Consider the following 22,745-nt stretch of genomic DNA (forward strand, 5'->3'; position numbering starts at 1 on the left):
CTTCACGACGACGCCGGCCACCGACAACGGCGCCGAGACGGAATTCGGCAAGGACGTGTTCACCTACACAGTGACCGACAGCTTCGGCAACAGCTCGACCTCAACCATCACTATTGACATCGTTGACGATGTGCCGACGATCTCGGCGCCGGGCGCCAGCGCCTCGCTGACGGTCGACGAGACCATCCTGGCCACGAATGCGACGGCGAGCTTCGCCAGTGCCTTCACCTCCAGCTACGGCGCCGATGGCGCCGGCACCATCACCTACGCGCTGGGCTTCACTGCCGGCGCAACGGNCAGGTGGTCGGCCGTGCGGGCATCGGCGGTGTGATCGTGTTCACGGTCACCACCGACGCGGCGGGCAATGTGACGCTCGACCAGGTGCGGGCGGTCGTCCATCCGACGACGGACCCGAACGAGCCGGTCAGCCTGTCGGCGGACAATCTCGTGACGCTGACGGCAACCATCACCGACAAGGACGGCGACAGCTCCTCGGCCCTACTCAACATCGGCCAGAACCTGACCTTCCTCGATGACGGTCCGACGGCGATAGTCCCGGCCTCCGCGGTTGTGGCAAACGGAGCAGGAGCGCCTGTCTCGTTCGACCTCGATATCGACGGGATACTTACCAACAACTACGGCGCTGATGGCGGAACAGTCATCTTCCCGACGTCGCTCGAGGGCACGGCAAGCGGACTGACCTCCAACGGCATTTCGATTGTGTATGACGTCTCAGCAGACGGCCACACACTCACGGGTCTGGCCGGCGCCACATCCGTGTTTGTCATTACGCTCAACCCGGCGACCGCTTCCTACTCCGTCGATATGAACGGAACTGTGGACAGCATAACCACTGTCGATTTCAACGGAGGTGGCTATGATTTCGTTGGCGGCAACGGGGCCTGGGCAGGCTTCAATACGGCGGCCAACGACGACAGCAAGGATCTGCTGCTTACGCCGATAGAAAGCGGTGTCAGCTCCGGAACTTTGAACACTAATGCGAATGAGGGCGGTGTCAGCGGCGGCAATTCGGTTGGGTCAGGTGAGAAAATGCGCCTTGACTTCGTCGTAGACTTGACCGGCAACCCTCCGAACGGCAGCTACTCGTCGCCCTCGACCCATCTCTTCGAAGGACATTATACTACGAACGGCGCGTCGGCGAAGTTCACCGGTATCTCATCTCAGTCCGCGGCTCGCTTCGCCGCCTTCGACGATCCGGATGGTGTCGGGAACGTAACGGTTGGCGACGGCGTCCAGGATTCCGTTACCGCGGTTGCATTGAGCTACAACGGCGAGACCAAGCTGGTGACGTTCGCCGACATCAGCACCACGACGACGAACGTCACGGTTGGCGGTCACGTATTTACCGTGCATTTCGTCGACGGTGCCGCTCCTGGACTTCAATACGAGGCAGTCGTCGGATCAATCCTGCAGAACACCTCAATAGCTACGTACACGGCAAATGGGTACAACAGTCTCCAGATTGGCTACGAGTCGGGTGACACGTTCAAACTCGGAGATTTTGGCGCAGCAGCGTCGACAAACAGTCCGGTGAGCTTCGCTCTTCCGGTTAGTGTTGTCGATGGCGATAACGACACAGCTGCGGGGACCATCGGCATCACGTTGAGCCCGACGGGACAAACCATCCAGAATCACTCATCAGATCTGGCCGGTGACTCTCACTTGTATACTTCGACGCTGGCGGCGCCTCATATCATCGGGTCGGATTTCAACGACACGCTGAACGGCGACGGCGCCAACAACGTGCTCTATGGCGGCGCCGGCAACGATTCGATCAACGGCAATGCCGGCAACGACCTTCTGATCGGCGGCGCCGGCCAGGACACCATGACCGGCGGCACGGGCGCCGACACATTCAAGCTCGACGGGTTGGACATCAAGGACCTGATCGCGGACTACAGTGGTGCGCAAGGCGACAAGATCGACCTGTCATCCCTGTTTGAAACAGGACCAGGGGCAAATATCGGGGACTTCGTGAAATACGATTCGGCATCACACACGCTCAGCGTCGACGCCAATGGTACAACCGGCGGCGCCAATTTCGTCGACGTCGCCGTCTTGCAGAACGCACCTGTCGCCGGCACCATCAATCTGATTTACGACGACACGGCCCACACACAGCACACGGCAACGATTTAGCACTTATACGTGGCCGTTCTCTCGTGCTACATATTAGCGAAACATAAAACTGTAATTTGGAGAGGGGCTTACATGAGAATTCGTTCAAGATTGCTGATTTCGGCCACGGCGCTGCTGTTGGCTGGATCGACCGGCTTTGCCGCCGACATCATCGAGGGACCCGTGGCCGACTATTGTCGCACCGTTGGAACCTCCAACCTCGTGCTGACCGACAACACGGTCGATCTCACGAGACAGGTCGTCAAGCTGATGGACGAGTCGGTCGCCGTCGCCAACAGCCCGGAATGGATCCATTCATCCCGGCCGGTCTTCGTCTGGGCATCGGAAGCCAAGGTCGCCTGTGGCATGGCTTACGGCTACCTGAAGACGAACTACAAGGACGAAGACACGCTCAACAAGTGCGAGTGTTTTCACGACCGTATGGTCGAGTACATGAACTGACCGCAGGAGCGAAAGCGCGCAGGCAGAAAAATGGAATCTGACCGACAGGTTCGCCGCCTGCGGACATGGGTGGTCGCTTCCGCACTGGCGCTATCGTTGCTCGGCTGCCAATCCAAAGGCTCGGTGTCGGACGCGCTCGACCCCGCTGCCATCCAGGTCGCCGACCAGCCGGCTGCTGTCGTTGCCGTGGCAAACGCAAGCCAGGCGACGCAGTCCCTCGGCACGGGACCCACGAAAGTCGCCATGCTGCTGCCGCTGTCCGCTTCCGGATCCGCTGGCGAAAACGGCAGAAAGATGCTCGACGCCGCCAAGCTCGCCATGACGGACCTCGGCAACCCGCTGCTGACGCTTACCGTCGAGGACACAAGGGGAGACGCGGCTTACTCCCAGCAACTGGCGGTAAAGGCCATAACTTCGGGAGCGAAAGTGGTCATCGGTCCGACCGAACTGCCGGCGGCGCAGCATGTCGCGAAACTGTCGGGCTCAAACCGGCCGGTGGTTCTGGCTCTCGCGGACAATTTTGCCGGCGGCCCCGGCGTCTATGCGGTGTGCCTTGGCGAGGCGGACAGCGCCGCGGCAGGCGCCGGCGCAATCGCGGCCGAGGGCGGCAAGAAATTCGTCCTGCTGGTGCCGGCGGGCGCGGGTGCCGATATCGTCGAAAAACGGGTCGCCAACAGCCTCAGCGTGTACGGCGCCGCACTTGCGATCACCATCCCCTATACCAGCGCCGACAGCGCGGCAAAGGCGGTTGCGGACATGGGCTCGCTCGTGGACGCCCCCGACACCGTGATCGTCGCCAGTGGCGACAGCAATCCATCGCCAATCCTGATCGCCCTGAAGGCAAAGGGCATTCCTGGAAAATCAACCTCCGTGGTTGGCACGAACCGCTGGCTGGAGCACCCGACCAGTCCGCTTTTCGAAGGCGCCTATATCGCGACGATCGACCAACATGAATCAGGCCCCATTTCGGAACGTTTCAAGGCAAGCTTCAACTACCAGGCCGACGTCAATGTCGCTTATGCCTATGATATGGTCGCGCTGACCGCGGGCATCGCAAGCGCTGCCGGACCCAACGGTTTCAACAGGCAGGTCTTCGAGAACCCGAATGGCTTTCGCGGATCGACCGGCTTGTTCAGGTTCCGCGCGGATGGATCCAGCGAACGCTCGATGCCGTTTTACCGGATTGAAAAAGGTGCGCTCAAACTGGTTGCCAAATCGACGTCCAGCTTCTAGCGCATTGGGCGCGGGCGGCCCGATGGGAGATCGGAAGAGCACACGTCTGAACTCCNATCGACGTCCAGCTTCTAGCGCATTGGGCGCGGGCGGCCCGATGGGTCATCGGGGGCGCGTCCGCATGACGATCGGGCTCGCTGGCCTCGAACTTCTCGTCGGCATCCTGCTGCTGGTCAAGGCAGCGACCCTGTTCCCCGTCGACCGAAGCCTCACCGACCCAGCCCCTGATGTCGGCGATGACGTCGCGCGACGTCCGGCTCGAACGATCGTCAACTCAGCCCGCAAGATTGCCGAGGATCTCATCGCACCTCCGCAGATCGAGGGATCTGAGATGGAGCGGGTGGAACCTCGTTTGCCGCTTGGCGATCTCGGCCTCGCAACGCGCCCCAAGTCATCGATGCCCAGGGACTGGCGGGAAACACTGCTGTACCATCCAGTGGCTACGTCGTCGGCTGGTTTCGACTCCATGGGGCGGAAACTGTTCATCAGCGGAACCCGGGGCGTCCAGACCGACAGGGTCTGCCTGTTTCACGAGAGCGCGTGGCCTTGCGGACAGCGGGCCTACGCGGCTTTCAGCAACTGGATGCGCGGGCGAGCGCTGAACTGTTTCGTGCCTCCGGTGGTCGACCGCTTCCCTGTCGCGGCGACATGCAAGCTGGGCAAACAGGATGTCGGCGCCTGGCTGGTATCGAATGGCTGGGCGTTGGCCTTGCCGAACGGCATCTATGGCAAGGCCGAAGCAACAGCGAGGGCGGCGGAGATGGGAATCTTCGGCCCACCATAGGCGACAGCACCGGATTCGCCGCAAGGGGGCCGCATCCTCCGTTCAGAACCTTGGCTATCTACCCGACGTGTCAAATTGTATTGTTCTTCGAAACCGAAATCGTAACTTGCCGGTCTTATGCTTGGCGCTCGAACGGAGATCGACGATGAGCAATGCAGCAGCTGATGTCCCGGCCCATCACGAATGGAAGACCATTGCCTGGCTGGCAATTCTTGGAACCGTCGGCAGCCTGTGCGTGTCCCTGATCCTGAACTATCTGCTGTTGTTCAGCGAGACGCTGACGCCTTTCGGGCGCGGCATGATCACCGCAACGCTTTTGCCTGTGGTGATCTGCCTGCCGCTGTTTGTGTTCATAGGCCTGAAACTGGCCGAGATCCGTCGCTATCGGCGGGAACTCAACCGGGCCGCGACCTTCGACACGCTGACCGGTTGCCTGAATGGGAGGGTCTTCACGTCGCTGATCGAGAGACGGGCGATCAGGTCTTCCCCACAAGGCGAGAGATCGGGCGCCTTCCTGGTCATTCATCCTGAACACCTGAACGCCATCAACTTGCGCTTCGGCCTGAACTGGGGCGACGAGGCCTTGCGTCTGATCGCTTCAACCATCCGGTCTTGCGTGCGCTCGCAAGACGTCGTCGGCCGCATAGGCGCCTCCATGTTCGGTGTGTTCCTTCCCGGAACGGATGAGGCCGACGCCAGGACGGTGGGCGAGCGTATCCGTGCCACTGTCTCGCAGGTTTATTTCGCCCCTCAGGGAGCCGAGGAGGTTCTGGCCGTGTCCGTCGGGGGCGTGGTTTTCGAGCAGGACCTGGACTTCGAGGATATGTTCCGGCCGGCCGAAGAGAGCTTGTCGGGCAAAGGCGGTTTTGGACTGTCGCGTATCCAACGCGCTTCAATGTGACGACCCCGCACCATTCCATCCCAATTGGCGGAAAGGGCGTGCCCTGCCCGGCAAACGGGCGGGCACGCCTTGGGATCCTTCGTGATCGCGAGACGGGCTCGTTGCTTTTCAAAGCCGGCTTATGCAATCGTGGCCGTGGACGCCAGCCTGCCACTGACACCAGACATTGGCACCTGACCAATATCTCCGGACCCGACCTCGATGGCTGTGTATCGACGGAATACTGTTGGAGCAGAATGAAATTTTACTCGGCCGCCGAGCGCATTGCCTTTATCGCCACGCTCATTGCGGTCTTGGTGCTCGCGTTGCTGCCGATATCTCGCCTCGACGAATTCGGCATCGACATCGGCTTCCACTACGACAAGGCCAACCACGCGAGCGCCTTCGCGATCCTGGCATTTCTGGGAAGTCTGGGCTGGCCCGGCCGCAAGACGAGGCTGATCATCTTCCTCGCCCTGGTTGGAGCCGCGATCGAAATCCTCCAGGGCACGTCGCTGATAGAGCGTGATTTCGACGTGTTCGACTGGATCGCCGACTGCGTCGGCGTGGCTTGCGGACTGCTGGCGGCAATCTGCGCGAACTGGATTACGCGACGCATGTATTAGCAAATCAACAAGTTGGCGCTGAAGGTGAAGGTCTAGCGCGAACTGCATGATGGCGAGCGGGATCGTCGCGTGCCTGTGCTGAAGATGAGTCTGCTCTATTTCGTCTGGGCCTCGGCCAAACACCATTCCCACAGACGCGATCAGAAAACTAAGCGGTCCGCCGATGACGGCCGGAAGCTTCAACTCGCGATAGCGGTCGGACGCGTCAACTCGCCTCGCGCATCGCCTCTGCCGCCTGCAAATCGACAGAGACAAGCTGGCTGACGCCCTGCTCGGCCATGGTTACGCCGAACAGCCGGTCCATGCGGGCCATGGTGATGGGATTGTGGGTGATGATGACGAAACGCGTCTCGGTGGTCTTGGCCATCTCGTCCATGAGGTTGCAGAAGCGCTCGACATTGTGATCATCGAGCGGCGCATCGACTTCGTCGAGCACGCAGATCGGTGCCGGGTTGGTCAGGAAGACGGCGAAGATCAGCGACATCGCCGTCAGCGCCTGCTCTCCGCCCGACAGCAGCGTCATGGTCTGCGGCTTCTTGCCGGGCGGTCGGGCAAGAATCTCCAGGCCCGCCTCCAGCGGATCCTCGGATTCGATCAGCTGCAATTCCGCCGTGCCGCCACCGAACAGATGCGAGAACAGTCGCTGAAAGTGGCCGTTGACGACATCGAAGGCGGCCAGCAGCCGTACGCGGCCCTCACGATTGAGGCTCTGGATCGCTTGCCTGAGCTTGCGGATCGCTTCGATAATGTCCTCGCGCTCGGAAACGATCGCCTCCAGGCGCTCGGAAAGCTCCCTCTGCTCTTCCTCGGCGCGCAGATTGACGGCGCCGAGCCGCTCGCGCTCGACCTTCAGCCGATCCAACTGGCGCTCGATCTCGGGCATTTCGGGCATCGGATCGTCGGCTTCCAGGCCGGTGTGGCGGATGACCAGATGCGGCGGCGTGTTCAACGTTTCCTGGATGCGCGCCTCGATCTCCAGCCGGCGTTCGTCGGCCGCCGTCAGCCGTTCCTCGGCGCGGGCGCGGGTTTCGCGCGCTTCGGCCAGCGACTGGATGGCTGATGTGGCCGCCTTGTCCAGTTCGGCCTGCCTGTTCTCCGCCTCCTGCAACCGGTCCGCTGCCGCCTTGCGCAAGGTTTCGGCCTCGGTGAGCTGCGACAGCAGCGCACGCCGCTTGGCGTCGATCTCGTCAGGCGCATCGGCCAGCCGTTCGCGCTCGGCCTCGGCCTCTGCCTTACGTTCGGTGAGCGATGCGATCTGCGTCGAGGCGTTTTCGGCGCGCACCAGCCAGTTGCTGCGTTCGGCACCTATGGCATCAAGCCGGCGTGTGCGTGCCTCGGCTTCTCGCCGCAAGCCCTCATGGACGGCGCGCGCATCGGCAAGCGCGGCGCGATCGCGCGAGACATTGGCCGAGGACTGTTCGAGCTGGAATTGCAGGTCGCCGAGATCGGGCGCGTCCTGCAGCAGCATCTTAGCCTCGACGAAAGCCGCTGACGTCTCCTCATGGCTGTCGACGATGCGGGCGCGCGCCTCGTCCAGCGCGGCACGCCGACTCGATAGTTCACCGCCGGCCCTTTCGGCGTCGGCCAGCACATTGCGAGCGGCGTCCAGCCGGTGCTGGGCCTCACGTCCCGCCTGGCGCGTATTGCGTTCGGCTTCGCTTGCCTGGCGGAGCGCCTGCTCGGCTTGCGCTAGCGCTTCCTCGGCCTGGCGCAGCACAAGCGTCGCCTGCACCGCTTCGGCATCGAGTTCGGCAAGCCGGTTCTTCTGTGCCAGCCTTTGTGCCGCGGCGGTCGGTGCATCGGCGCTGGCGGTCAGTCCGTCCCAGCGCCACAGCGCACCCTGGCGGCTGACCAGGCGCTGGCCTGGAGCCAGAAGCCCCTGCAACCGGCGACCGTCAGTGGCCTCGACGATGCCAATCTGCGCAAGACGTCGGGCTAGTTGCGCCGGCGCGCTAACCACGCTGGCAAGGCTCTTGATCCCTTCCGGAAGCGCGGCATCGTCGGGCTGGATTTCGCTTTCGCCCCAATGCGCCGGTGCGCTGCGGTCGAGCGGCACGTCAAGGTCTTCACCAAGGGCGGCCCCCAGCGCCGTCTCGAAGCCACGCTCGACGCTGATCTGCTCCAGCACCGAAGGGAAGAGGTCGCCACTGGCCGCGTTCAGGATCTTGGCCAGCGTGCGCGCTTCGGTCTCGATCCGCGCCAGCTCGGCCTTGGCGTCCTGAAGCGGCGGGCGGGCAGCGCTTTCAGCGCCACGGCCGTCGGTGACCGACTGTTCAGCCTGCTCCACCGCTGCCTCGGACTCCTCCAGCAACGCCATCGCCTGCTCGACCAGAACCTGCTTCTCGGCCGGATCCGGTAAGCCGGCGACCTTGGAGAGGATGTCCGATAATTCGCGGTCGACGTCACCGAGTTGGCGGGAGAACCGGTCACGCCGCTCCGCGGTTTCGCGCAAAGTCCGTTCGATCTGGTGGCGCGAGGCGGCGGCCTCGGCGCGCTCGGCGGTCAGCGCGGCAAGTTTGGCCTCGCTTTGAGCAAGCGTCGAGGCGGCCTGTTCGAACACCGCGCGGGTGGTGGCCTCGCGCTCGGCGGCGCCGGCGTTTTCGGAATTCAGCGCGGCCTCTTCCGCACGCAGGCGCTCGAGAACGTCGGCATTGTCGCGCACCATCCGTTCTTCGCGGGCAATGTCGCCGTCGAGCTGCTGCAGCCGGCGTTCGAGTTCGGCCTGCCGGTTGCGGATACGGCCAGCTTCTTCCTCGATCTGCGACCTGGCGATCGACAGGCGCTGGAAAGCCGCGGCAGCCGCGGCTTCCGCGTCGCGCAGGTCAGGCAAGCGATGGGCGGAGATGCCTTGCTCCTTGGCCGCGTTCATCTGCGTGGCGGCGCGCTCGCCGACGAGCGCCGTGGCCGTAGCCAGCGCCGAACGCGCCTCGCCTTCCTGTGTCTTGGCCAGCGTCCAGCGCAGGTGCAAGAGCGTTGCTTCCGCCTTGCGGATGTCGGCCGACAGGTTCTTGAAGCGCGACGCCTGGCGCGCCTGGCGCTTGAGGCTTTCGATCTGGCTTTCCAGCTCGCCTACGACATCGTCCAGCCGTTCGAGGTTCTGCTCGGCCGCCTTAAGCCGCAGTTCCGCCTCGTGGCGACGGGTGTGCAGGCCGGAAATACCGGCGGCTTCTTCGAGCAAGGCGCGACGGGCCTGCGGCTTGGCCTGGATCAGCTCGCCGATACGGCCTTGCCCGACCATCGAGGGCGAGCGCGCGCCGGTCGACTGGTCGGCGAACAGAAGCTGCACGTCCTTGGCGCGCGCTTCCTTGCCGTTGATGCGGTAGAGCGAGCCCGCCTCGCGCTCGATGCGGCGCGACACCTGCAGTTCGTCGGCATCGTTGAAGGCGGATGGAGCCGAGCGGTCGCTGTTGTCAAGGAAAAGCGTGACTTCGGCGGTGTTGCGGGCGGGACGGGTTCCCGAGCCGGAAAAGATGACGTCGTCCATGCCGGACGCGCGCATGTTCTTGTAGGAGCTTTCGCCCATCACCCAGCGTAGCGCCTCGACCAGGTTCGACTTGCCGCAGCCGTTCGGCCCGACAATGCCGGTCAGGCCGCGTTCGATGACGAACTCGCCGGGTTCGACGAAGGACTTGAAACCAAGGAGGCGGAGGCGCGAAAACTTCATTCGCGCGCCTCATACACCGGTTCGGCAAGAGTGTACCGAGGTTTTGCGACAGGGCGTGGAGCGTGCGAACGGATAAAGAGGCAAGCAGCGCCGGAGCGCTGCCGCTTCAGCACTGAGCCGATGTCAGAGCAGAGGGTCGATGATGGCCGACATTTCCTCAATCGACATCGCCCCTTTGTAGGTCTTACCGTTGATGAAGAAGGTCGGCGTCGAGTCGACCTTGAATTCATTGGCGCCACGCTTCTGGACCGATCTCACATCGTCCAGAAGTTTCTGGTCCGTCAAGCAGGCCTCGAAGGACTCCTGTGTAAAACCGGCAAGCTTGGAAATTTGCAGCAGCGCTTCCTTGGTGTTCGACACGCCGACCCAGTTTGCCTGCTGCCTGAACAGCACGTCGACCATCGGGAAATAGTTATCCTTGGCGCAACGCGCCAGCATGAAACCGGCTTCGGCGCTCGGATCGAATGGGAATTCGCGCAGGATGTAGCGCGCCTTGCCGGTATCGATGTACTTGGTCTTCAAATCCGGAAAGGTGGTCTCGGCGAAATGCGCGCAGTGTGGGCAGGTCATCGAGGCGTATTCGACGATGGTGACCTTGGCATCATCCTTGCCGAGCTGCTTGTCGGGCAGCGCGCCCGGCTTCATCAGTTCGGTCATGTCGACGTTGCCCTGCGCTTCCGGCACCTGGACCGCGGCGGGCGTGGCCGGCTTTGCGGGCGTTGCGGGGTTCGCGGGTTTGACGTCCGCAGCCTTCGCCTCTTCGCCGGAATCACTGCAGGCGGCGAGCAGGGCCACCGCCGGGATCGCGGCCAGCGACGTCAGGACGTTTCTGCGAGAGAAGCTTTGGCCAAACGGGGGACGGCTCATACGAATCACCTGATTAAGGTTGGATTTTGCAATGCAAAGGCACGAAAAGGCGAGAGTTGGCGCGAATTAAGGCATACCTGTCCCCAATCCAATCGCGAAACCTGACAAGGGCGATCACGAATGCGCGAGATTAACGACAAACCTATGACCGTTTCCAGTTAGAACCAAGGGTTGTCTCCATTTGGGCCGACCGGGGCGACTGTAACCATTCCACTTCGCCCGTGGCCAGACGGCCCCGGGATCGTCCCCAGTGTCATTGCAGCCGTCTAGGCTTTCCTTGCGCCCAGAATGGTCGCGCCCAGCCGTTCCAACGAGGCGCGCAGCCCGTCATCCTCTATCAGCCCGACAGTATCGGACAATTTCGCCTTTTCGGCCGCGCTCAACGCCCTGAGGGTGGGTTTGGGCCGGGCTCTTCCCGAGCTTATCGGCTTCTGCACGATCCTGATGCGACCTATCGCCCTGAAACCCAGGAAGGCGTTCACTCGGTTGATGATCTCGCCGGTCTCGTGCTGCAGATGAAGCGCGGCCATGCCTTCGCAGGCGATGACCAGTACGGCCGGCTCGAACGGATCATCCTCGTGCAGGCGGCGCGGCCACNACGTGTGCTCTTCCGATCTCCGAAGCGCCTTTTCCCTGCCATGTGCGTTCTCCAGCACGACCCAGCAGATACCGGCCAGGCCAACGCAAAGATCAATGGCACCAGCAGACCAGACCCGCAAGGCCCATACCAGCAAGGCCCAGACCAGCAAGGCCATCTCGAATGATACGGCGTTGCGCCTGCTCGCCTGGTATGACTCGCATCATCGCGATTTGCCGTGGCGCGTGACACCGCGCGAGCATGCGCGCGGTGTGCGGCCCGACCCCTACCGTATCTGGTTGTCCGAGGTGATGCTGCAGCAGACCACCGTCGAGGCGGTGAAATCGTATTTCCTCGCCTTTATCGAGAAATGGCCCGATGTCGAAGCGCTGGCCGCGGCGCCGACGGAGGATGTAATGAAAGCCTGGGCGGGGCTCGGCTACTACTCCCGCGCCCGCAACCTCAAGGCCTGCGCCGATCTGGTGGCGGCGCGCGGCGGCCGGTTTCCAGACACCGAAACCGGACTTCGAGAATTGCCGGGGATCGGCGCCTATACATCGGCGGCAATAACGGCCATCGCCTTCGACCGCCACGCCGCCGTTGTCGACGGCAATGTCGAACGCGTAATCTCACGGCTGTTTTCGATCACGACGCCGCTCAGCGAAGCCAAGGCCGAGATACGGGTTCATGTCGAGCGCATGGTGCCGGCGACAAGGCCCGGCGACTTCGCCCAGGCCATGATGGATCTCGGCGCCACGATCTGCACGCCGCGCCGGCCGCGCTGCATGCTGTGCCCGTTGCGCGAGGACTGCAGCGCCGTTGTTTCAGGAGATCCCGAGAATTTCCCTGTGCGGCCGCCAAAGGCCGAAAAGCCGTTGCGGCGCGGCGCTGCTTTCGTTGCCATGGGTGACGACGGTGCCATTCTTTTGCGCAAGCGGCCTGAGAAAGGGCTGCTCGGCGGCATGACGGAAGTGCCGACCACCGCCTGGACAGCTCGGGTGGACGGAGCGACCACAGAGGCGGCAGCGCCCTTTCCCGGGGACTGGCGGCGCGCCGGGACAGTCGCGCATGTGTTCACCCATTTCACGCTCGAACTCGAAGTCTTTCGCGCTCACATCGAAGGTGATGCCCCGGCAGGACATTTCTGGTCGCCCGCCCATGAGATTTCAGGCGAGGCGCTGCCCACCGTCATGAAAAAGGCAATCGAGGCTGCGATACCCGGCGCGACGAAAAAACCGTCGCCATTGAGTGCGAAGAGGCCCCATGACTGAAATCCGCCACATCGTGTTCGACATCGGCAAGGTGCTGATCCATTACGATCCGAACATTCCGTTCAGCCGCCTCATTCCCGACGACGAAGAGAGAAAGTGGTTCTTCGACAATATCTGCACGCATGACTGGAACATAGAGCAGGATCGCGGCCGGACGTGGGAAGAGGCCGAAGCGCTGTTGATCGCTGCGCACCCCGAGCACGCCGAAAACATCCGCAATTTCCGCCGCCACTGGCACGAGATGGTTCCGCATGCCTATGACGACAGTGTCGCCATCATGCTCGGCCTGATCGACAGCGGCCACGATGTGACGATGCTGACCAACTTTGCTTCCGACACGCTGGCCGAAGCGCGCGAACGTTTCGATTTTCTCGGCCGTCCGCGCGGCGTCACCATCTCGGGCGAGATCGGCAAGATCAAACCGGATCGTGGCATCTACGATCACCACGTGGCCGCGTTCGGCCTCGACCCGTCGGCGACGCTGTTCATCGACGACAGCCAGAAAAATGTCGACGGCGCCAAGGCCGCGGGCTGGCAAGCGGTGCTGTTCACCGATGCCAGCACGCTTAAAGCAGACCTTGAGCGATTGGGGATCAGGGCGTGATCTCCATCGCTTGCGGCGACCCGTTGAGACTTTGAATCAAAAAATATGAGGCAGGTTGCAGGGCTCAGCCACCTGCCCGTTCCATGCCGAGCCGGGCGATGCGGCGCAGTTCGTCGATGGGGGTAAGCCCGCCGCTGCGCTCATAATGCCAGAAGGTCCATCCGTTGCAGGCGTCCAATCCCTGCACCTCGGCGCCGATCTTGTGGATCGAGCCGGCGCTGTCGCCGATCGCGACGGTCCCATCGGCGCGAACCCTGGCGGCCCAGCGCTTCTTGGCGTCATAGAGCGTGGCGCCGGGCGTCATCAGCCCGGTGTCGATCAGGCTGACGAAGGCGACGCGCGGCTCGGCGCGCTTGCCGGTAAGCACGGTGAGATCCGCTTCGTCGAGTGGCCGCACGGCATCGATGCGCTCATTGGCGGCGTCGATATAGGCCTGCTCGCGCTCGATGCCGACGAAGTGACGACCGAGGCGCTTGGCAACCGCGCCTGTCGTGCCGGAGCCGAAGAACGGGTCGAGCACGACGTCCCCCGGCTTGGTCGAGGCCATCATGATGCGGGCAAGCAGCGCCTCGGGCTTTTGGGTCGGATGCAGCTTGTCGCCATTCTCGTTCTTCAGGCGCTCGCCGCCGGTGCAGATCGGGAACAGCCAGTCGGAGCGCATCTGGATGTCATCGTTCGACGCCTTCAGCGCTTCGTAGTTGAAGGTATAGCCCTTGCCCTTCTGGTCACGCGAAGCCCAGATCATCGTCTCATGCGCGTTCTGGAAGCGGCGGCCACGAAAATTCGGCATCGGATTGGTCTTGCGCCAGACCACGTCGTTGAGAATCCAGAAGCCGAGATCCTGCATCTTGGCGCCGACGCGGAAGATGTTGTGATAGGAGCCAATGACCCAGATGGTGCCGTGGGGCTTCAGCACGCGGCGTGCCGCCAGCAGCCAGGCGCGGGTGAAGGCGTCATAGGCTTCGAAGCTCTCGAACTGGTCCCAGTCGTCGTCGACCGCATCGACCTTGGACTGGTCGGGACGGTGCAGGTCGCCGTCGAGCTGCAGATTGTAGGGCGGATCGGCGAAGATAGTGTCGATCGACTTTTCCGGCAGGCGGTCGAGCGCCGCGACGCAGTCGCCTTTCAGGATCGTGTCCAGCCATTCGGATTGCTGGGGAGCGTGGGAGAGCTCGTCGAGAAGACGCACGGCTGACATTTTGTACACCCAAGGCACGCGTTACTGTTTACTGCCCGTTATGGTTACCGATCAGCGTAAATATTCGGTGAAGCTTTATCGATGCCGTGGAGGAGTTTGCGAAGCCGTGTCCATTGGTGTATGCCGCGCCGCTTGGGCCCTGAGCGGCCATTCCTCCACCCTCCCTCGTCCGGATCACCATGCCCCAGCCAGACCTTGTCATCTTCGATTGCGACGGCGTGCTCGTCGATTCCGAAATCATCGCCGCGCGGGTCGAAGCGGAACTGATAACCCTGGCCGGATACGAAATCTCGGCGGAGGAGATTGCCGAGACCTATGCCGGCCTGACCTTCAAGGACATACTGATACGAATCGAGGAGAAGTCCAAAATCCCGTTCCAGGTGTCGCTGATCGATCGCGCCGAGGAACTGGTCGACCGCAAACTGCGCAGCGACGTGCGCGCCATCGAAGGCGTTCGCGAAGCGGTCGCCTCGGTCACGTCGCAACGCTGCATCTGCTCCAACTCACGTTCGGAGCGGATCGAGTTCATGCTAGAGAAAGTGCATCTGTTGCCGTTCTTCGCCGGCCGCATCTTCTCGGCGATGGAAACGCCGACCGGAAAGACCAAGCCGTCTCCAGACGTGTTCCTACATGCCGCCGAAAAGCTCGACGCCAACCCAGCGAACACCTTCGTCATCGAGGATTCCGTGCACGGCGTCACCGGCGCCAAGGCCGCCGGCATGCGCGTGATCGGTTTTACGGGCGCCAGCCACAGCTATCCCGGCCATGCCGATGCCTTGACAGAGGCCGGCGCCGAGACGGTGATCCGCCGCTGGGCGGAACTGAAGAGCGTCATTGCCGCTCTATCGGAGTGGTCGGCGGATGCCTGAGATGCATGCGTCCGACCGGACGCACGCTAGGTCGACAGCCGCCTAGTTCGTCGCGACCGTCTTCTTCCTGTGGGTCTTCTTCCTCGGCTTGTCGGTCGTGGCCTTCGGCGCGGTTTCGTCGTAACCGGCATAGGCCTGGTAGTCGGCCGCCGTCGGCGCCGGGACGACGACGTTGGTATCGGTGAAGACAAACTGGGTCGCGACCGAGGGATCGGTTACCTGAACCTGATACTGGTGGATCTGCGAATAAAGCACGTCGGTGCCGTGCATGACCGCGGTGCGGATCGGCATGGTGATGGTGCCGGGCGTGAACTTCGGTCCTGGGACGATCTTGCCGGCCACCGCGATCTTCATCGTCAGTTGTCCGTCGGCACGGCTGCAATCGCGGGTCACGTCGCTGATCGACGCCTGATAAATGATCATCGCCGAATCGTCGGGCGGCGTAGCAGCAGCAGCTTCGGCGGCGGCCTGAGCCGCGGCATCCGCAGCGGCATCGCCGGTCTTCTTAAGCTTCGGCTTGGGCTTCTTGACCTCGTTGACATAGGTATTGAAGAAGGCCGTGCCGTCGCGCACCGTCACCCTTGGGCAATAGGCGTTCAGCTGGCTGGCCAACACCTTGGGGTCCTGGGGCGGCGGTGGCGCCGTCGGATCCTTCTTGCCGAAACCGAGGTTCAGGATGCCATTGTCGCCTGATTGGCAGCCCGCGGCGGCAAGCATAAAGCCCGTGAGCGCAAGACCCGCCAAAAAGCGACCACTTGATATACGAAACGCCATGAAACCGCACTTCCCTCTCGCAAAGCTGGTGACGTATATCAACCGCGCGGCAAAAATGCGACTAGAGCCGGTGCAGAAATTAACCACCTTGTGGTGAACGGAAAAACAGGCGGCAAACGGATCTGTGACATGCATTATGTGAGTACCCGCGGCGAAGCGCCCGCGCTTGGATTTTCCGACGCCGTCCTGGCCGGCCTGGCGCGCGATGGCGGGCTCTATGTACCGCGCGAATGGCCGCATTTCTCTCCATCCGAGATTCGAGCCATGCGCGGCCTAGCGTATCCAGACCTCGCAATGCGCGTGCTGACGCCGTTCCTCGGCGGCGAGATCGCCGCGCCGGTCTTCGAGCGCCTGGTCCGCGAAGCCTATGCCACCTTCCGCCATGAGGCCGTCTGCCCGCTGGTGCAGACCGGTGCCAACACTTTTGTCCTCGAACTCTTTCACGGACCGACATTGGCGTTCAAGGACGTGGCGATGCAGTTGCTTGCCCGGCTGATGGACCATGTGCTTGCCGAACGCGACCAGCACGCCACCATCGTCGGCGCCACCTCGGGCGATACCGGTGGCGCGGCCATAGACGCCTTTGCCGGGCGCAGCCGCACCGACATCTTCATCCTTTTTCCGCATGGCCGCGTCTCGCCGGTGCAGCAGCGGCAGATGACGACGTCGAAGGCTGAAAATGTCCATGCGCTGGCGATCGAAGGCAATTTCGACGACTGTCAGGGCCTGCTGAAGGACATGTTCAACGATCACGGCTTCCGCGACCAGGTGTCGCTATCGGGGGTCAATTCGATCAACTGGGCGCGCATCATGGCCCAGATCGTCTATTATTTCTCCTCGGCATTGTCGCTCGGCGCACCGGACAGGCCGGTGTCCTTCACCGTGCCGACCGGCAATTTCGGCGATATCTTCGCCGGCTACGCCGCCAAGAAGATGGGCCTGCCGATCGACCGGCTGGTCATCGCCACCAACGATAACGACATATTGGCACGCACCTTCGCGACCGGCGAATACCGGACCAAAGGGGTCTTTGCGACCACCTCGCCGTCGATGGACATCCAGGTTTCGTCGAACTTCGAACGCCTGCTTTTCGAGGCGTCAAACCGCGACGCCGCAACGGTGCGGCGCTACATGGCCGGCCTCAAACAATCGGGCGCCTTCACCATCGAAGCCGCGGAAATCGCCGGTATGCGAACCGAATTCGACGCCGGCCGCGCCGATACGGACGAGGTCGCCGCCACCATCCGCTCGACGCTGGCAAACAGCAACTACCTGCTCGATCCACATACGGCGGCAGCCATGCATGTGGCGACGGCCAGGGCTGCCGGCGCCGTGCCGATGGTGGTGCTCGGCACCGCCCATCCGGCGAAATTCCCGGCCGCCGTGGAAGCCGCCAGCGGTGTCTCGCCCGCCCTGCCCGCATGGTTAGGGGGATTGATGACATTCGAGGAAAAATACACGGTACTTCCATCCGACCTCAAAATGGTGGAAGATTACGTCAGTCGCCGCGCGCGGGCGGCGCGTTAGGGAGTACGAGCCATATGGGTGTTGAGGTAAGCCGTCTGTCGAACGGCCTGACAGTCGCCACCGAAACCCTTCCAAGTATCGAATCGGTTGCCTTGGGTGCCTGGGTCAAATCGGGTGCCCGCAATGAACGCGAAGACGAGCACGGCATGGCCCATCTGCTCGAGCACATGGCGTTCAAGGGGACGAAGCGGCGAAGCGCCTTCGAGATCGCCTCGGAAATCGAGGACGTCGGCGGCGAGATCAATGCGGCCACCAGCGTCGAGACCACATCCTACTACGCCAGGGTGCTCTCCGACGATATGCCGCTGGCCGTCGATATCCTGTCCGACATCCTGCAGGAGTCCGAATTCGACCCGCAGGAACTTGAGCGCGAGCAGCACGTCATCTTGCAGGAGATCGGCGCCGCGCACGACACGCCCGACGACATCGTCTTCGACCGTTTCACCGAGACGGCCTTTCGCCACCAGACCATCGGCCGCTCGATCCTGGGTACGCCCGAAACGGTAAAATCCTTCACCTCCAAGCAGTTGCACGATTTCATCGAACGCCAGTATGGCGCCGAACGGATGGTGATCGTGGCCGCAGGCGACATCAAGCACGACAAGTTCGTGCGCGAGGTCGAAAACCGGCTCGGCGGTTTCCGCAGCAAGGCCGACAGCACCATTCCACAATACGCGCAATATGTCGGCGGCGACTTCCGCGAGGACCGCGACCTGATGGATGCGCAGATCGTGCTGGGCTTCGAGGGCCGCGCCTACCATGTGCGCGATTTCTACGCCTCGCAGGTGCTGTCTATGATCCTCGGCGGCGGCATGTCATCGCGTCTGTTCCAGGAGGTCCGCGAAAAACGCGGCCTCTGCTACTCGGTTTATGCCTTCCACTGGGGCTTTTCCGATACGGGCATATTCGGCGTTCATGCCGCGACGGGCCAAAGCGATATCGCCAAGCTGGTGCCTGTCATCATCGACGAGTTGCAGAAGGCCGGCGAGAGCATCCTGCAGGAAGAACTCGACCGCGCGCGCGCACAATATCGCGCCGGGCTGATCATGTCGGCCGAGAGCCCGGCCAGCCGCGCCTCGCAGATCGCGCGGCAGCTACTCCTTTTCGGCAGGCCGATCGCGAAGGAAGAGCTGATGGAGCGCCTGGCGGCGCTGACGATCGAGCGCCTGACCGACCTGTCGTCGCGGATGTTCTCGACCAAGCCGACGCTTACCGCTGTCGGGCCCGTGGGTACGCTGGCACCATATGAGGCGATCCTCGATTCGCTTCCGGGCACGCAGACCACGGCCCGCAGGCTCGCCGTCTAAGTCCCAAGCGCCGTGTTCGCGCTCCCTTTCTTTCGCCGTGACCTGCCGGCACTGAAGGGCAACCTCGTCACGCTGCGCGTGCCGCTCACCAATGACTACCGCGAGTGGTCGGCGGTGCGCGGCGAAAGCCGGGCGTTCCTGGAACCGTGGGAGCCGCGCTGGACCCCCGACGAACTCGACCGCACGGCATGGCGCCTGCGCGTCAGCCGCTATCGCGAGGACTACGCACAGGGAAGCGCGATCGCCTTCTTCATCTTCGAGAAATCGAGCGGCAAGCTCGCGGGCGGCATCACGCTCGGCAACATACGCCACGGCGTCTCGCAAAGCGGCCATGTCGGCTACTGGATCGGCGAGCGCTTCGGCGGCCGCGGCCTGATGACAGACGCGGTCAAGGTGGTGGCCCGCTTCGCCTTCGATACACTGAGGTTGCACCGGATCGAAGCCGCCTGTATTCCCGACAATATCAGGTCGATCCGCGTGCTTGAAAAAGCCGGATTCCGGCGCGAAGGACTTCTGCGATCCTATCTCAGGATCAACGGCATCTGGCAGGACCACTACCTCTACGCCCGGATCGCCGACGATCCGCCGGGCGCTGGAACGAAGGACTGATTTTTGACGAATTCCCTGCGAAACGGGCCGCTGTTCGCCTTTCTGCTGGCGACGATGCTGACGCTGTGCGCGGCTTCGTCGGCCTTTGCCGTGGAACCCATCAAGATCGCCCGCGACGATGTCGCGCTCGATCTTTCGCGCGCCGTCGAAATCTACCGCAACCAGGGTGAGAACTTCCAGGTGTCGACCGCGCCCGGGCCGGACGGCATCGTGCGGCGGATCGAGGTCGAAGCCAACGATGCCCGCTCGACCGGCGACTGGGCTGTCTTCGCGCTCGCCAACACCACCGACCAGCAACTCGATCGGCTGATCGTGGCGCCGCACTTCCGGCTGGTCAATTCCGGCATCTTCTGGCCGGATCTGGGTTCTACGCGCATCGCCGCCATCACGCCCAGCGAAGGCTTCGCGCTCGACCGCCAGACCAGCCCCGACGCCGACGTGTTCCGGGTGACGCTGAACCCCGGCACGGTGATCACCTTCATTGCCGAACTCGCCTCGCCGAAGCTGCCGCAGGTCTACCTCTGGGATCCTGAATCCTACAAGGATTCGGTCAATTCCTACACGCTGTTTCGCGGCATCGTCATCGGTATCGCCGGCCTTTTGGCGCTGTTCCTGACCATCCTGTTCGTGGTCAAGGGGACGTCGATGTTCCCGGCGACGGCGGCCCTCGCCTGGGCGGTGCTTGCCTATATCTGTGTCGATTTCGGCTTCCTCAACAAGGTCATCGAGATCTCGCCCGGCAACGAGCAGATGTGGAGAGCCGGCACCGAGGTGGCGCTGGCGGCGACTTTCGTGGTGTTCCTGTTTGCCTATCTCAACCTCAACCGATGGCACGGCCATTTCAGCTATGGCGCCCTGGTCTGGATTCTGGGGCTGCTCTTGATCGCCGGTGTCGCCATCGTCGATCCGGCGGTCGCCGCCGGCATCGCCCGCATCTCGTTCGCCGCGACCGCACTGACCGGGCTGGGCTTGATCATCTTCCTCGGTATTCGTGGTTATGACCGAGCGATCATGCTGGTGCCCAGCTGGGTCATGGTGCTGTTATGGCTATGCGGATCGTGGATGGCGATCACCGGCATGCTCGACAACGACATCGCCCAGCCGGCACTTGGCGGCGGCTTGATCCTGATCATCCTGTTGATCGGCTTCACCGTCATGCAGCACGCCTTTGCTGGCGGTGCGCTGCATCAGGGGCTGTTCTCCGACCTCGAGCGGCAGGCGCTGGCCGTCGCGGGATCGGGCGATACGGTGTGGGACTGGGACGTGCTGCGCGACCGCGTTGTGACCAAACCCGACGTCAGCATCCAGCTCGGCCTCGCCCCCAACAGCCTGGGCGGTGCCGCGCGCAACTGGCTGCCGGTGTTGCATGCCGACGACCGCGACACATTCCGCACGACGCTCGACGTGGTTCTCGAACACCGTCGTGGCCGGGTAGCACAGAATTTCCGCCTGCGCGGCGCCGACGGGCACTATCACTGGTTTGCCCTGCGCGCGCGACCCGTCATCGGTTCGGACGGCGAGGTGATCCGCTGCGTTGGCACCATGGTCGATGTCACCGAACAGAAGAAATCCGAGGAACGGCTGCTGCACGACGCCGTGCACGACAATCTGACCGGCCTGCCGAACCGCGAATTGTTCATGAACCGGCTGGAGGCGATCATTTCGATCGCTCGCACCGAAGAGAAGGTGCGGCCGACCGTCTTCGTCATCGATATCGACCGCTTCAAGCAGGTCAATGACGGGCTCGGCATTTCAGCCGGCGACACCATCCTGCTCACTATAGCGCGCCGCCTGCATCGGCTGTTGAAGCCGAAGGATTCGCTGTCGCGCTTCGCCGGCGACCAGTTTGCCCTGATGCTGCTGTCCGAGCAGGACCCTGCCCGCATCGCCGGGGTGGCCGATGCGATCAAGCATGCGATCAACAATCCGATCACCTTTGCCAAGCGCGAAATCGTGCTGACCGCCTCGATCGGCCTGATTACCTGGACCTCCGCGCAAACCTCGGCCGAGGACATGGTCAAGGACGCCGAGCTCGCCATGCACCAGGCCAAGCGCTTCGGCGGCGACAGGATCGAGCCGTTCCGCCCGGCGTTCCGCACCGTCGGCACCGATCGCCTGCAGTTCGAATCCGATCTGCGGCGCGCCATTGAGCGGCGCGAATTCACCCTGGCCTACCAGCCGATCGTGCGGCTCGAGGATGGCAGCGTCGCCGGCTTCGAGGCCCTGCTGCGCTGGGACCATCCGCGCCGCGGCATGATCCCGCCGGCCGATTTCATCCCGGTCGCGGAAAGCTGCGGGCTGATCGTGCAGCTTGGGCTGTTTGCCATGCAGCAGGCGGCCGAGGATCTGGCAGGATGGCAAAAGCAGATCGGCGACGCGCCGCTGTCGGTGTCGGTCAACCTGTCAAGCCGCCAGCTCATCCGCCGCGACCTGGTCAGCGACGTGCGTTCCGTGATCGCGCGCGCCAATCTGAAGCCCCGCTGCTTCCGGCTCGAACTGACCGAGTCGCTGGTCATGGACAATCCCGAGCAGACGGCCCATGTGCTGACCAAGCTCAAGCAGCTCGGCATCGGCCTGTCGCTGGACGATTTCGGCACCGGCTATTCATCGCTCGCCTATCTGACGCGGTTCCCGTTCGATACCATCAAGATCGACAAGAGCTTCGTCGACGACAGCACGCCAAAACGCACGGTGCTGCTCAAATCCATGGTCAACATGGCGCATGAGCTCGGCCTTTCGGTAGTCGCCGAGGGCATATCAGACGAGCGCGATGCGCTGGAGCTGCGCCAGATGGGATGCGAATATGTCCAGAGCTTCATGTTCGGCGCGCCGATGCCGGGCGACCAGGTGCTGAAGACGCTGAAGGAGCAGTATCCGCTCACGCAGGCCTAATGCATGTCGCCCGGACGTGTCCTCGGTTCCGGACCAACGACATGTGTAAACCAGAAGGTTGCAGCAGGTCGGGCCAATCCTATTGGCCGCGACATGCCGTAGATGCCCATCGCGTCGTGCCGCCGGCCGCTTCCACGCAAGCGACGGAGGGTCTCGACACCTAACGCGTCGCGCACGGACTATTGTTGCGAGAGTCGCAGCGCATTGACCAATGCTGACAGCGCCGCTGGCTGAAGCCGACGACTGGGATAATACAGGAAAAAGCCTGGGATTGACGGCGTCCATTCCTCCAGGACACGGACAAGCCGTCGCTCCGCGATATACTCCGCGACTTGCTCATCATAGGCGAGACCGAGACCAACGCGGCCAGCGCCGCCTCAATCACCAGGTGAGTATCGTCGATTATGAGCGAGCCGCTGGCGTTGATCGTGACCGACTTTCTCGCACGCTCGAACTCCCACC

The 22,745-nt window shown here is 62.9% G+C and carries 19 protein-coding genes; 13 read left to right on the forward strand and 6 right to left on the reverse strand.

The features are described from left to right. Nucleotides 1-300 precede the first annotated feature (300 nt). The 6 genes from X742_RS1000000176545 (at nt 301) to X742_RS152380 (ending at nt 6,124) form a co-directional block, all read left to right on the forward strand. Nucleotides 301-2,160 carry a DUF5801 repeats-in-toxin domain-containing protein gene (locus X742_RS1000000176545; RefSeq protein ID WP_023772892.1) on the forward strand — a complete coding sequence of 620 codons (1,860 nt, stop codon included), beginning with the start codon at nt 301-303 and terminating at the stop codon, nt 2,158-2,160. A 72-nt stretch (nt 2,161-2,232) separates the two neighbouring features. Further along, entirely contained in the window at nt 2,233-2,601 is a 369-nt protein-coding gene (locus X742_RS152400; RefSeq protein WP_023772893.1) for a hypothetical protein, read from the forward strand. 30 nt (nt 2,602-2,631) lie between these two features. Continuing rightward, nucleotides 2,632-3,834 carry an ABC transporter substrate-binding protein gene (locus X742_RS152395; protein ID WP_023772894.1) on the forward strand — a complete coding sequence of 401 codons (1,203 nt, stop codon included), beginning with the start codon at nt 2,632-2,634 and terminating at the stop codon, nt 3,832-3,834. A 121-nt stretch (nt 3,835-3,955) separates the two neighbouring features. Beyond that, nucleotides 3,956-4,618 carry a thermonuclease family protein gene (locus X742_RS152390; RefSeq protein ID WP_084569546.1) on the forward strand — a complete coding sequence of 221 codons (663 nt, stop codon included), beginning with the start codon at nt 3,956-3,958 and terminating at the stop codon, nt 4,616-4,618. Nucleotides 4,619-4,763: 145 nt separating this feature from the next. Beyond that, the gene (locus X742_RS152385; RefSeq protein ID WP_023772896.1) at nt 4,764-5,519 is read left to right on the forward strand and encodes a GGDEF domain-containing protein; all 756 of its coding nucleotides are present in this window, start codon (nt 4,764-4,766) and stop codon (nt 5,517-5,519) included. A 236-nt stretch (nt 5,520-5,755) separates the two neighbouring features. Next, on the forward strand, nt 5,756-6,124 hold the full coding sequence (locus X742_RS152380; protein WP_023772897.1) for a VanZ family protein: 369 nt from the start codon (nt 5,756-5,758) through the stop codon (nt 6,122-6,124). Nucleotides 6,125-6,329: 205 nt separating this feature from the next. Here the strand turns inward: X742_RS152380 and smc are convergent, their stop codons facing one another. The 3 genes from smc to X742_RS152365 form a co-directional block, all read right to left on the reverse strand. Continuing rightward, nucleotides 6,330-9,788, reverse strand: coding sequence for a chromosome segregation protein SMC (gene smc, locus X742_RS152375; RefSeq protein ID WP_023772898.1), 3,459 nt, complete (start codon nt 9,786-9,788; stop codon nt 6,330-6,332). Between the two features lie 123 nt (nt 9,789-9,911). Continuing rightward, a complete protein-coding gene (locus X742_RS152370; RefSeq protein ID WP_023772899.1) occupies nt 9,912-10,655 on the reverse strand; it encodes a DsbA family protein in 744 nt (247 codons plus the stop codon). 266 nt (nt 10,656-10,921) lie between these two features. After that, nucleotides 10,922-11,311 (reverse strand): DciA family protein, encoded by a 390-nt coding sequence (locus tag X742_RS152365; protein WP_023772900.1) that lies wholly within the window; start codon nt 11,309-11,311, stop codon nt 10,922-10,924. A 37-nt stretch (nt 11,312-11,348) separates the two neighbouring features. On the opposite strand from X742_RS152365, the gene mutY reads away from it, so the two are divergent. Both mutY and X742_RS152355 read left to right on the forward strand, forming a co-directional pair. Then, complete coding sequence (gene mutY, locus X742_RS152360) at nt 11,349-12,503, forward strand: A/G-specific adenine glycosylase (RefSeq protein ID WP_051407648.1); 1,155 nt, start codon at nt 11,349-11,351, stop codon at nt 12,501-12,503. Beyond that, nucleotides 12,496-13,107, forward strand: coding sequence for an HAD family phosphatase (locus tag X742_RS152355; RefSeq protein ID WP_023772902.1), 612 nt, complete (start codon nt 12,496-12,498; stop codon nt 13,105-13,107). The genes mutY and X742_RS152355 overlap by 8 nt, the downstream gene beginning before the upstream one ends. Before the next feature lie 64 nt (nt 13,108-13,171). Here X742_RS152355 and X742_RS152350 read toward each other — a convergent pair whose 3' ends face one another. Then, complete coding sequence (locus X742_RS152350; protein WP_023772903.1) at nt 13,172-14,305, reverse strand: site-specific DNA-methyltransferase; 1,134 nt, start codon at nt 14,303-14,305, stop codon at nt 13,172-13,174. Nucleotides 14,306-14,484: 179 nt separating this feature from the next. Here X742_RS152350 and X742_RS152345 point away from each other — a divergent pair, with 179 nt between their 5' ends. Next, a complete protein-coding gene (locus X742_RS152345) occupies nt 14,485-15,174 on the forward strand; it encodes an HAD family phosphatase (protein ID WP_023772904.1) in 690 nt (229 codons plus the stop codon). A 42-nt stretch (nt 15,175-15,216) separates the two neighbouring features. Here X742_RS152345 and X742_RS152340 read toward each other — a convergent pair whose 3' ends face one another. After that, nucleotides 15,217-15,948, reverse strand: coding sequence for a hypothetical protein (locus X742_RS152340; RefSeq protein ID WP_023772905.1), 732 nt, complete (start codon nt 15,946-15,948; stop codon nt 15,217-15,219). A 129-nt stretch (nt 15,949-16,077) separates the two neighbouring features. Between X742_RS152340 and thrC the strand changes: the two genes are divergently transcribed. Genes thrC through X742_RS152320 form a run of 4 tightly spaced genes read left to right on the forward strand, consistent with a single transcriptional unit; the run spans nt 16,078 to nt 22,283 of the window. Next, nucleotides 16,078-17,475, forward strand: coding sequence for a threonine synthase (gene thrC / locus X742_RS152335; RefSeq protein WP_023772906.1), 1,398 nt, complete (start codon nt 16,078-16,080; stop codon nt 17,473-17,475). Nucleotides 17,476-17,489: 14 nt separating this feature from the next. Beyond that, nucleotides 17,490-18,782, forward strand: a complete 1,293-nt coding sequence (locus X742_RS152330) for a pitrilysin family protein (protein ID WP_023772907.1) — start codon at nt 17,490-17,492, stop codon at nt 18,780-18,782. A 12-nt stretch (nt 18,783-18,794) separates the two neighbouring features. After that, nucleotides 18,795-19,391, forward strand: coding sequence for a GNAT family protein (locus tag X742_RS152325; RefSeq protein WP_023772908.1), 597 nt, complete (start codon nt 18,795-18,797; stop codon nt 19,389-19,391). A 3-nt stretch (nt 19,392-19,394) separates the two neighbouring features. After that, on the forward strand, nt 19,395-22,283 hold the full coding sequence (locus X742_RS152320) for an EAL domain-containing protein (protein ID WP_023772909.1): 2,889 nt from the start codon (nt 19,395-19,397) through the stop codon (nt 22,281-22,283). A gap of 179 nt (nt 22,284-22,462) precedes the next feature. Here X742_RS152320 and X742_RS1000000176725 read toward each other — a convergent pair whose 3' ends face one another. After that, on the reverse strand, nt 22,463-22,603 hold the full coding sequence (locus X742_RS1000000176725; protein ID WP_348524177.1) for a hypothetical protein: 141 nt from the start codon (nt 22,601-22,603) through the stop codon (nt 22,463-22,465). Between the last annotated feature and the right edge of the window lie 142 nt (nt 22,604-22,745).

Origin of the sequence: Mesorhizobium sp. LNHC229A00 (assembly GCF_000502415.1) — a bacterium.
GTDB lineage: Bacteria > Pseudomonadota > Alphaproteobacteria > Rhizobiales > Rhizobiaceae > Mesorhizobium.

Coding starts and splice junctions, on each gene's coding strand:
- X742_RS152400 (WP_023772893.1), top strand. CDS start 2,233: ATGAGAATTCGTTCAAGATTGCTGATTTCGGCCACGGCGCTGCTGTTG.
- X742_RS152395 (WP_023772894.1), top strand. CDS start 2,632: ATGGAATCTGACCGACAGGTTCGCCGCCTGCGGACATGGGTGGTCGCT.
- X742_RS152390 (WP_084569546.1), top strand. CDS start 3,956: ATGACGATCGGGCTCGCTGGCCTCGAACTTCTCGTCGGCATCCTGCTG.
- X742_RS152385 (WP_023772896.1), top strand. CDS start 4,764: ATGAGCAATGCAGCAGCTGATGTCCCGGCCCATCACGAATGGAAGACC.
- X742_RS152380 (WP_023772897.1), top strand. CDS start 5,756: ATGAAATTTTACTCGGCCGCCGAGCGCATTGCCTTTATCGCCACGCTC.
- smc (WP_023772898.1), bottom strand. CDS start 9,788: ATGAAGTTTTCGCGCCTCCGCCTCCTTGGTTTCAAGTCCTTCGTCGAA.
- X742_RS152370 (WP_023772899.1), bottom strand. CDS start 10,655: ATGAGCCGTCCCCCGTTTGGCCAAAGCTTCTCTCGCAGAAACGTCCTG.
- mutY (WP_051407648.1), top strand. CDS start 11,349: ATGGCACCAGCAGACCAGACCCGCAAGGCCCATACCAGCAAGGCCCAG.
- X742_RS152355 (WP_023772902.1), top strand. CDS start 12,496: ATGACTGAAATCCGCCACATCGTGTTCGACATCGGCAAGGTGCTGATC.
- X742_RS152350 (WP_023772903.1), bottom strand. CDS start 14,305: ATGTCAGCCGTGCGTCTTCTCGACGAGCTCTCCCACGCTCCCCAGCAA.
- X742_RS152345 (WP_023772904.1), top strand. CDS start 14,485: ATGCCCCAGCCAGACCTTGTCATCTTCGATTGCGACGGCGTGCTCGTC.
- X742_RS152340 (WP_023772905.1), bottom strand. CDS start 15,948: ATGGCGTTTCGTATATCAAGTGGTCGCTTTTTGGCGGGTCTTGCGCTC.
- thrC (WP_023772906.1), top strand. CDS start 16,078: ATGCATTATGTGAGTACCCGCGGCGAAGCGCCCGCGCTTGGATTTTCC.
- X742_RS152330 (WP_023772907.1), top strand. CDS start 17,490: ATGGGTGTTGAGGTAAGCCGTCTGTCGAACGGCCTGACAGTCGCCACC.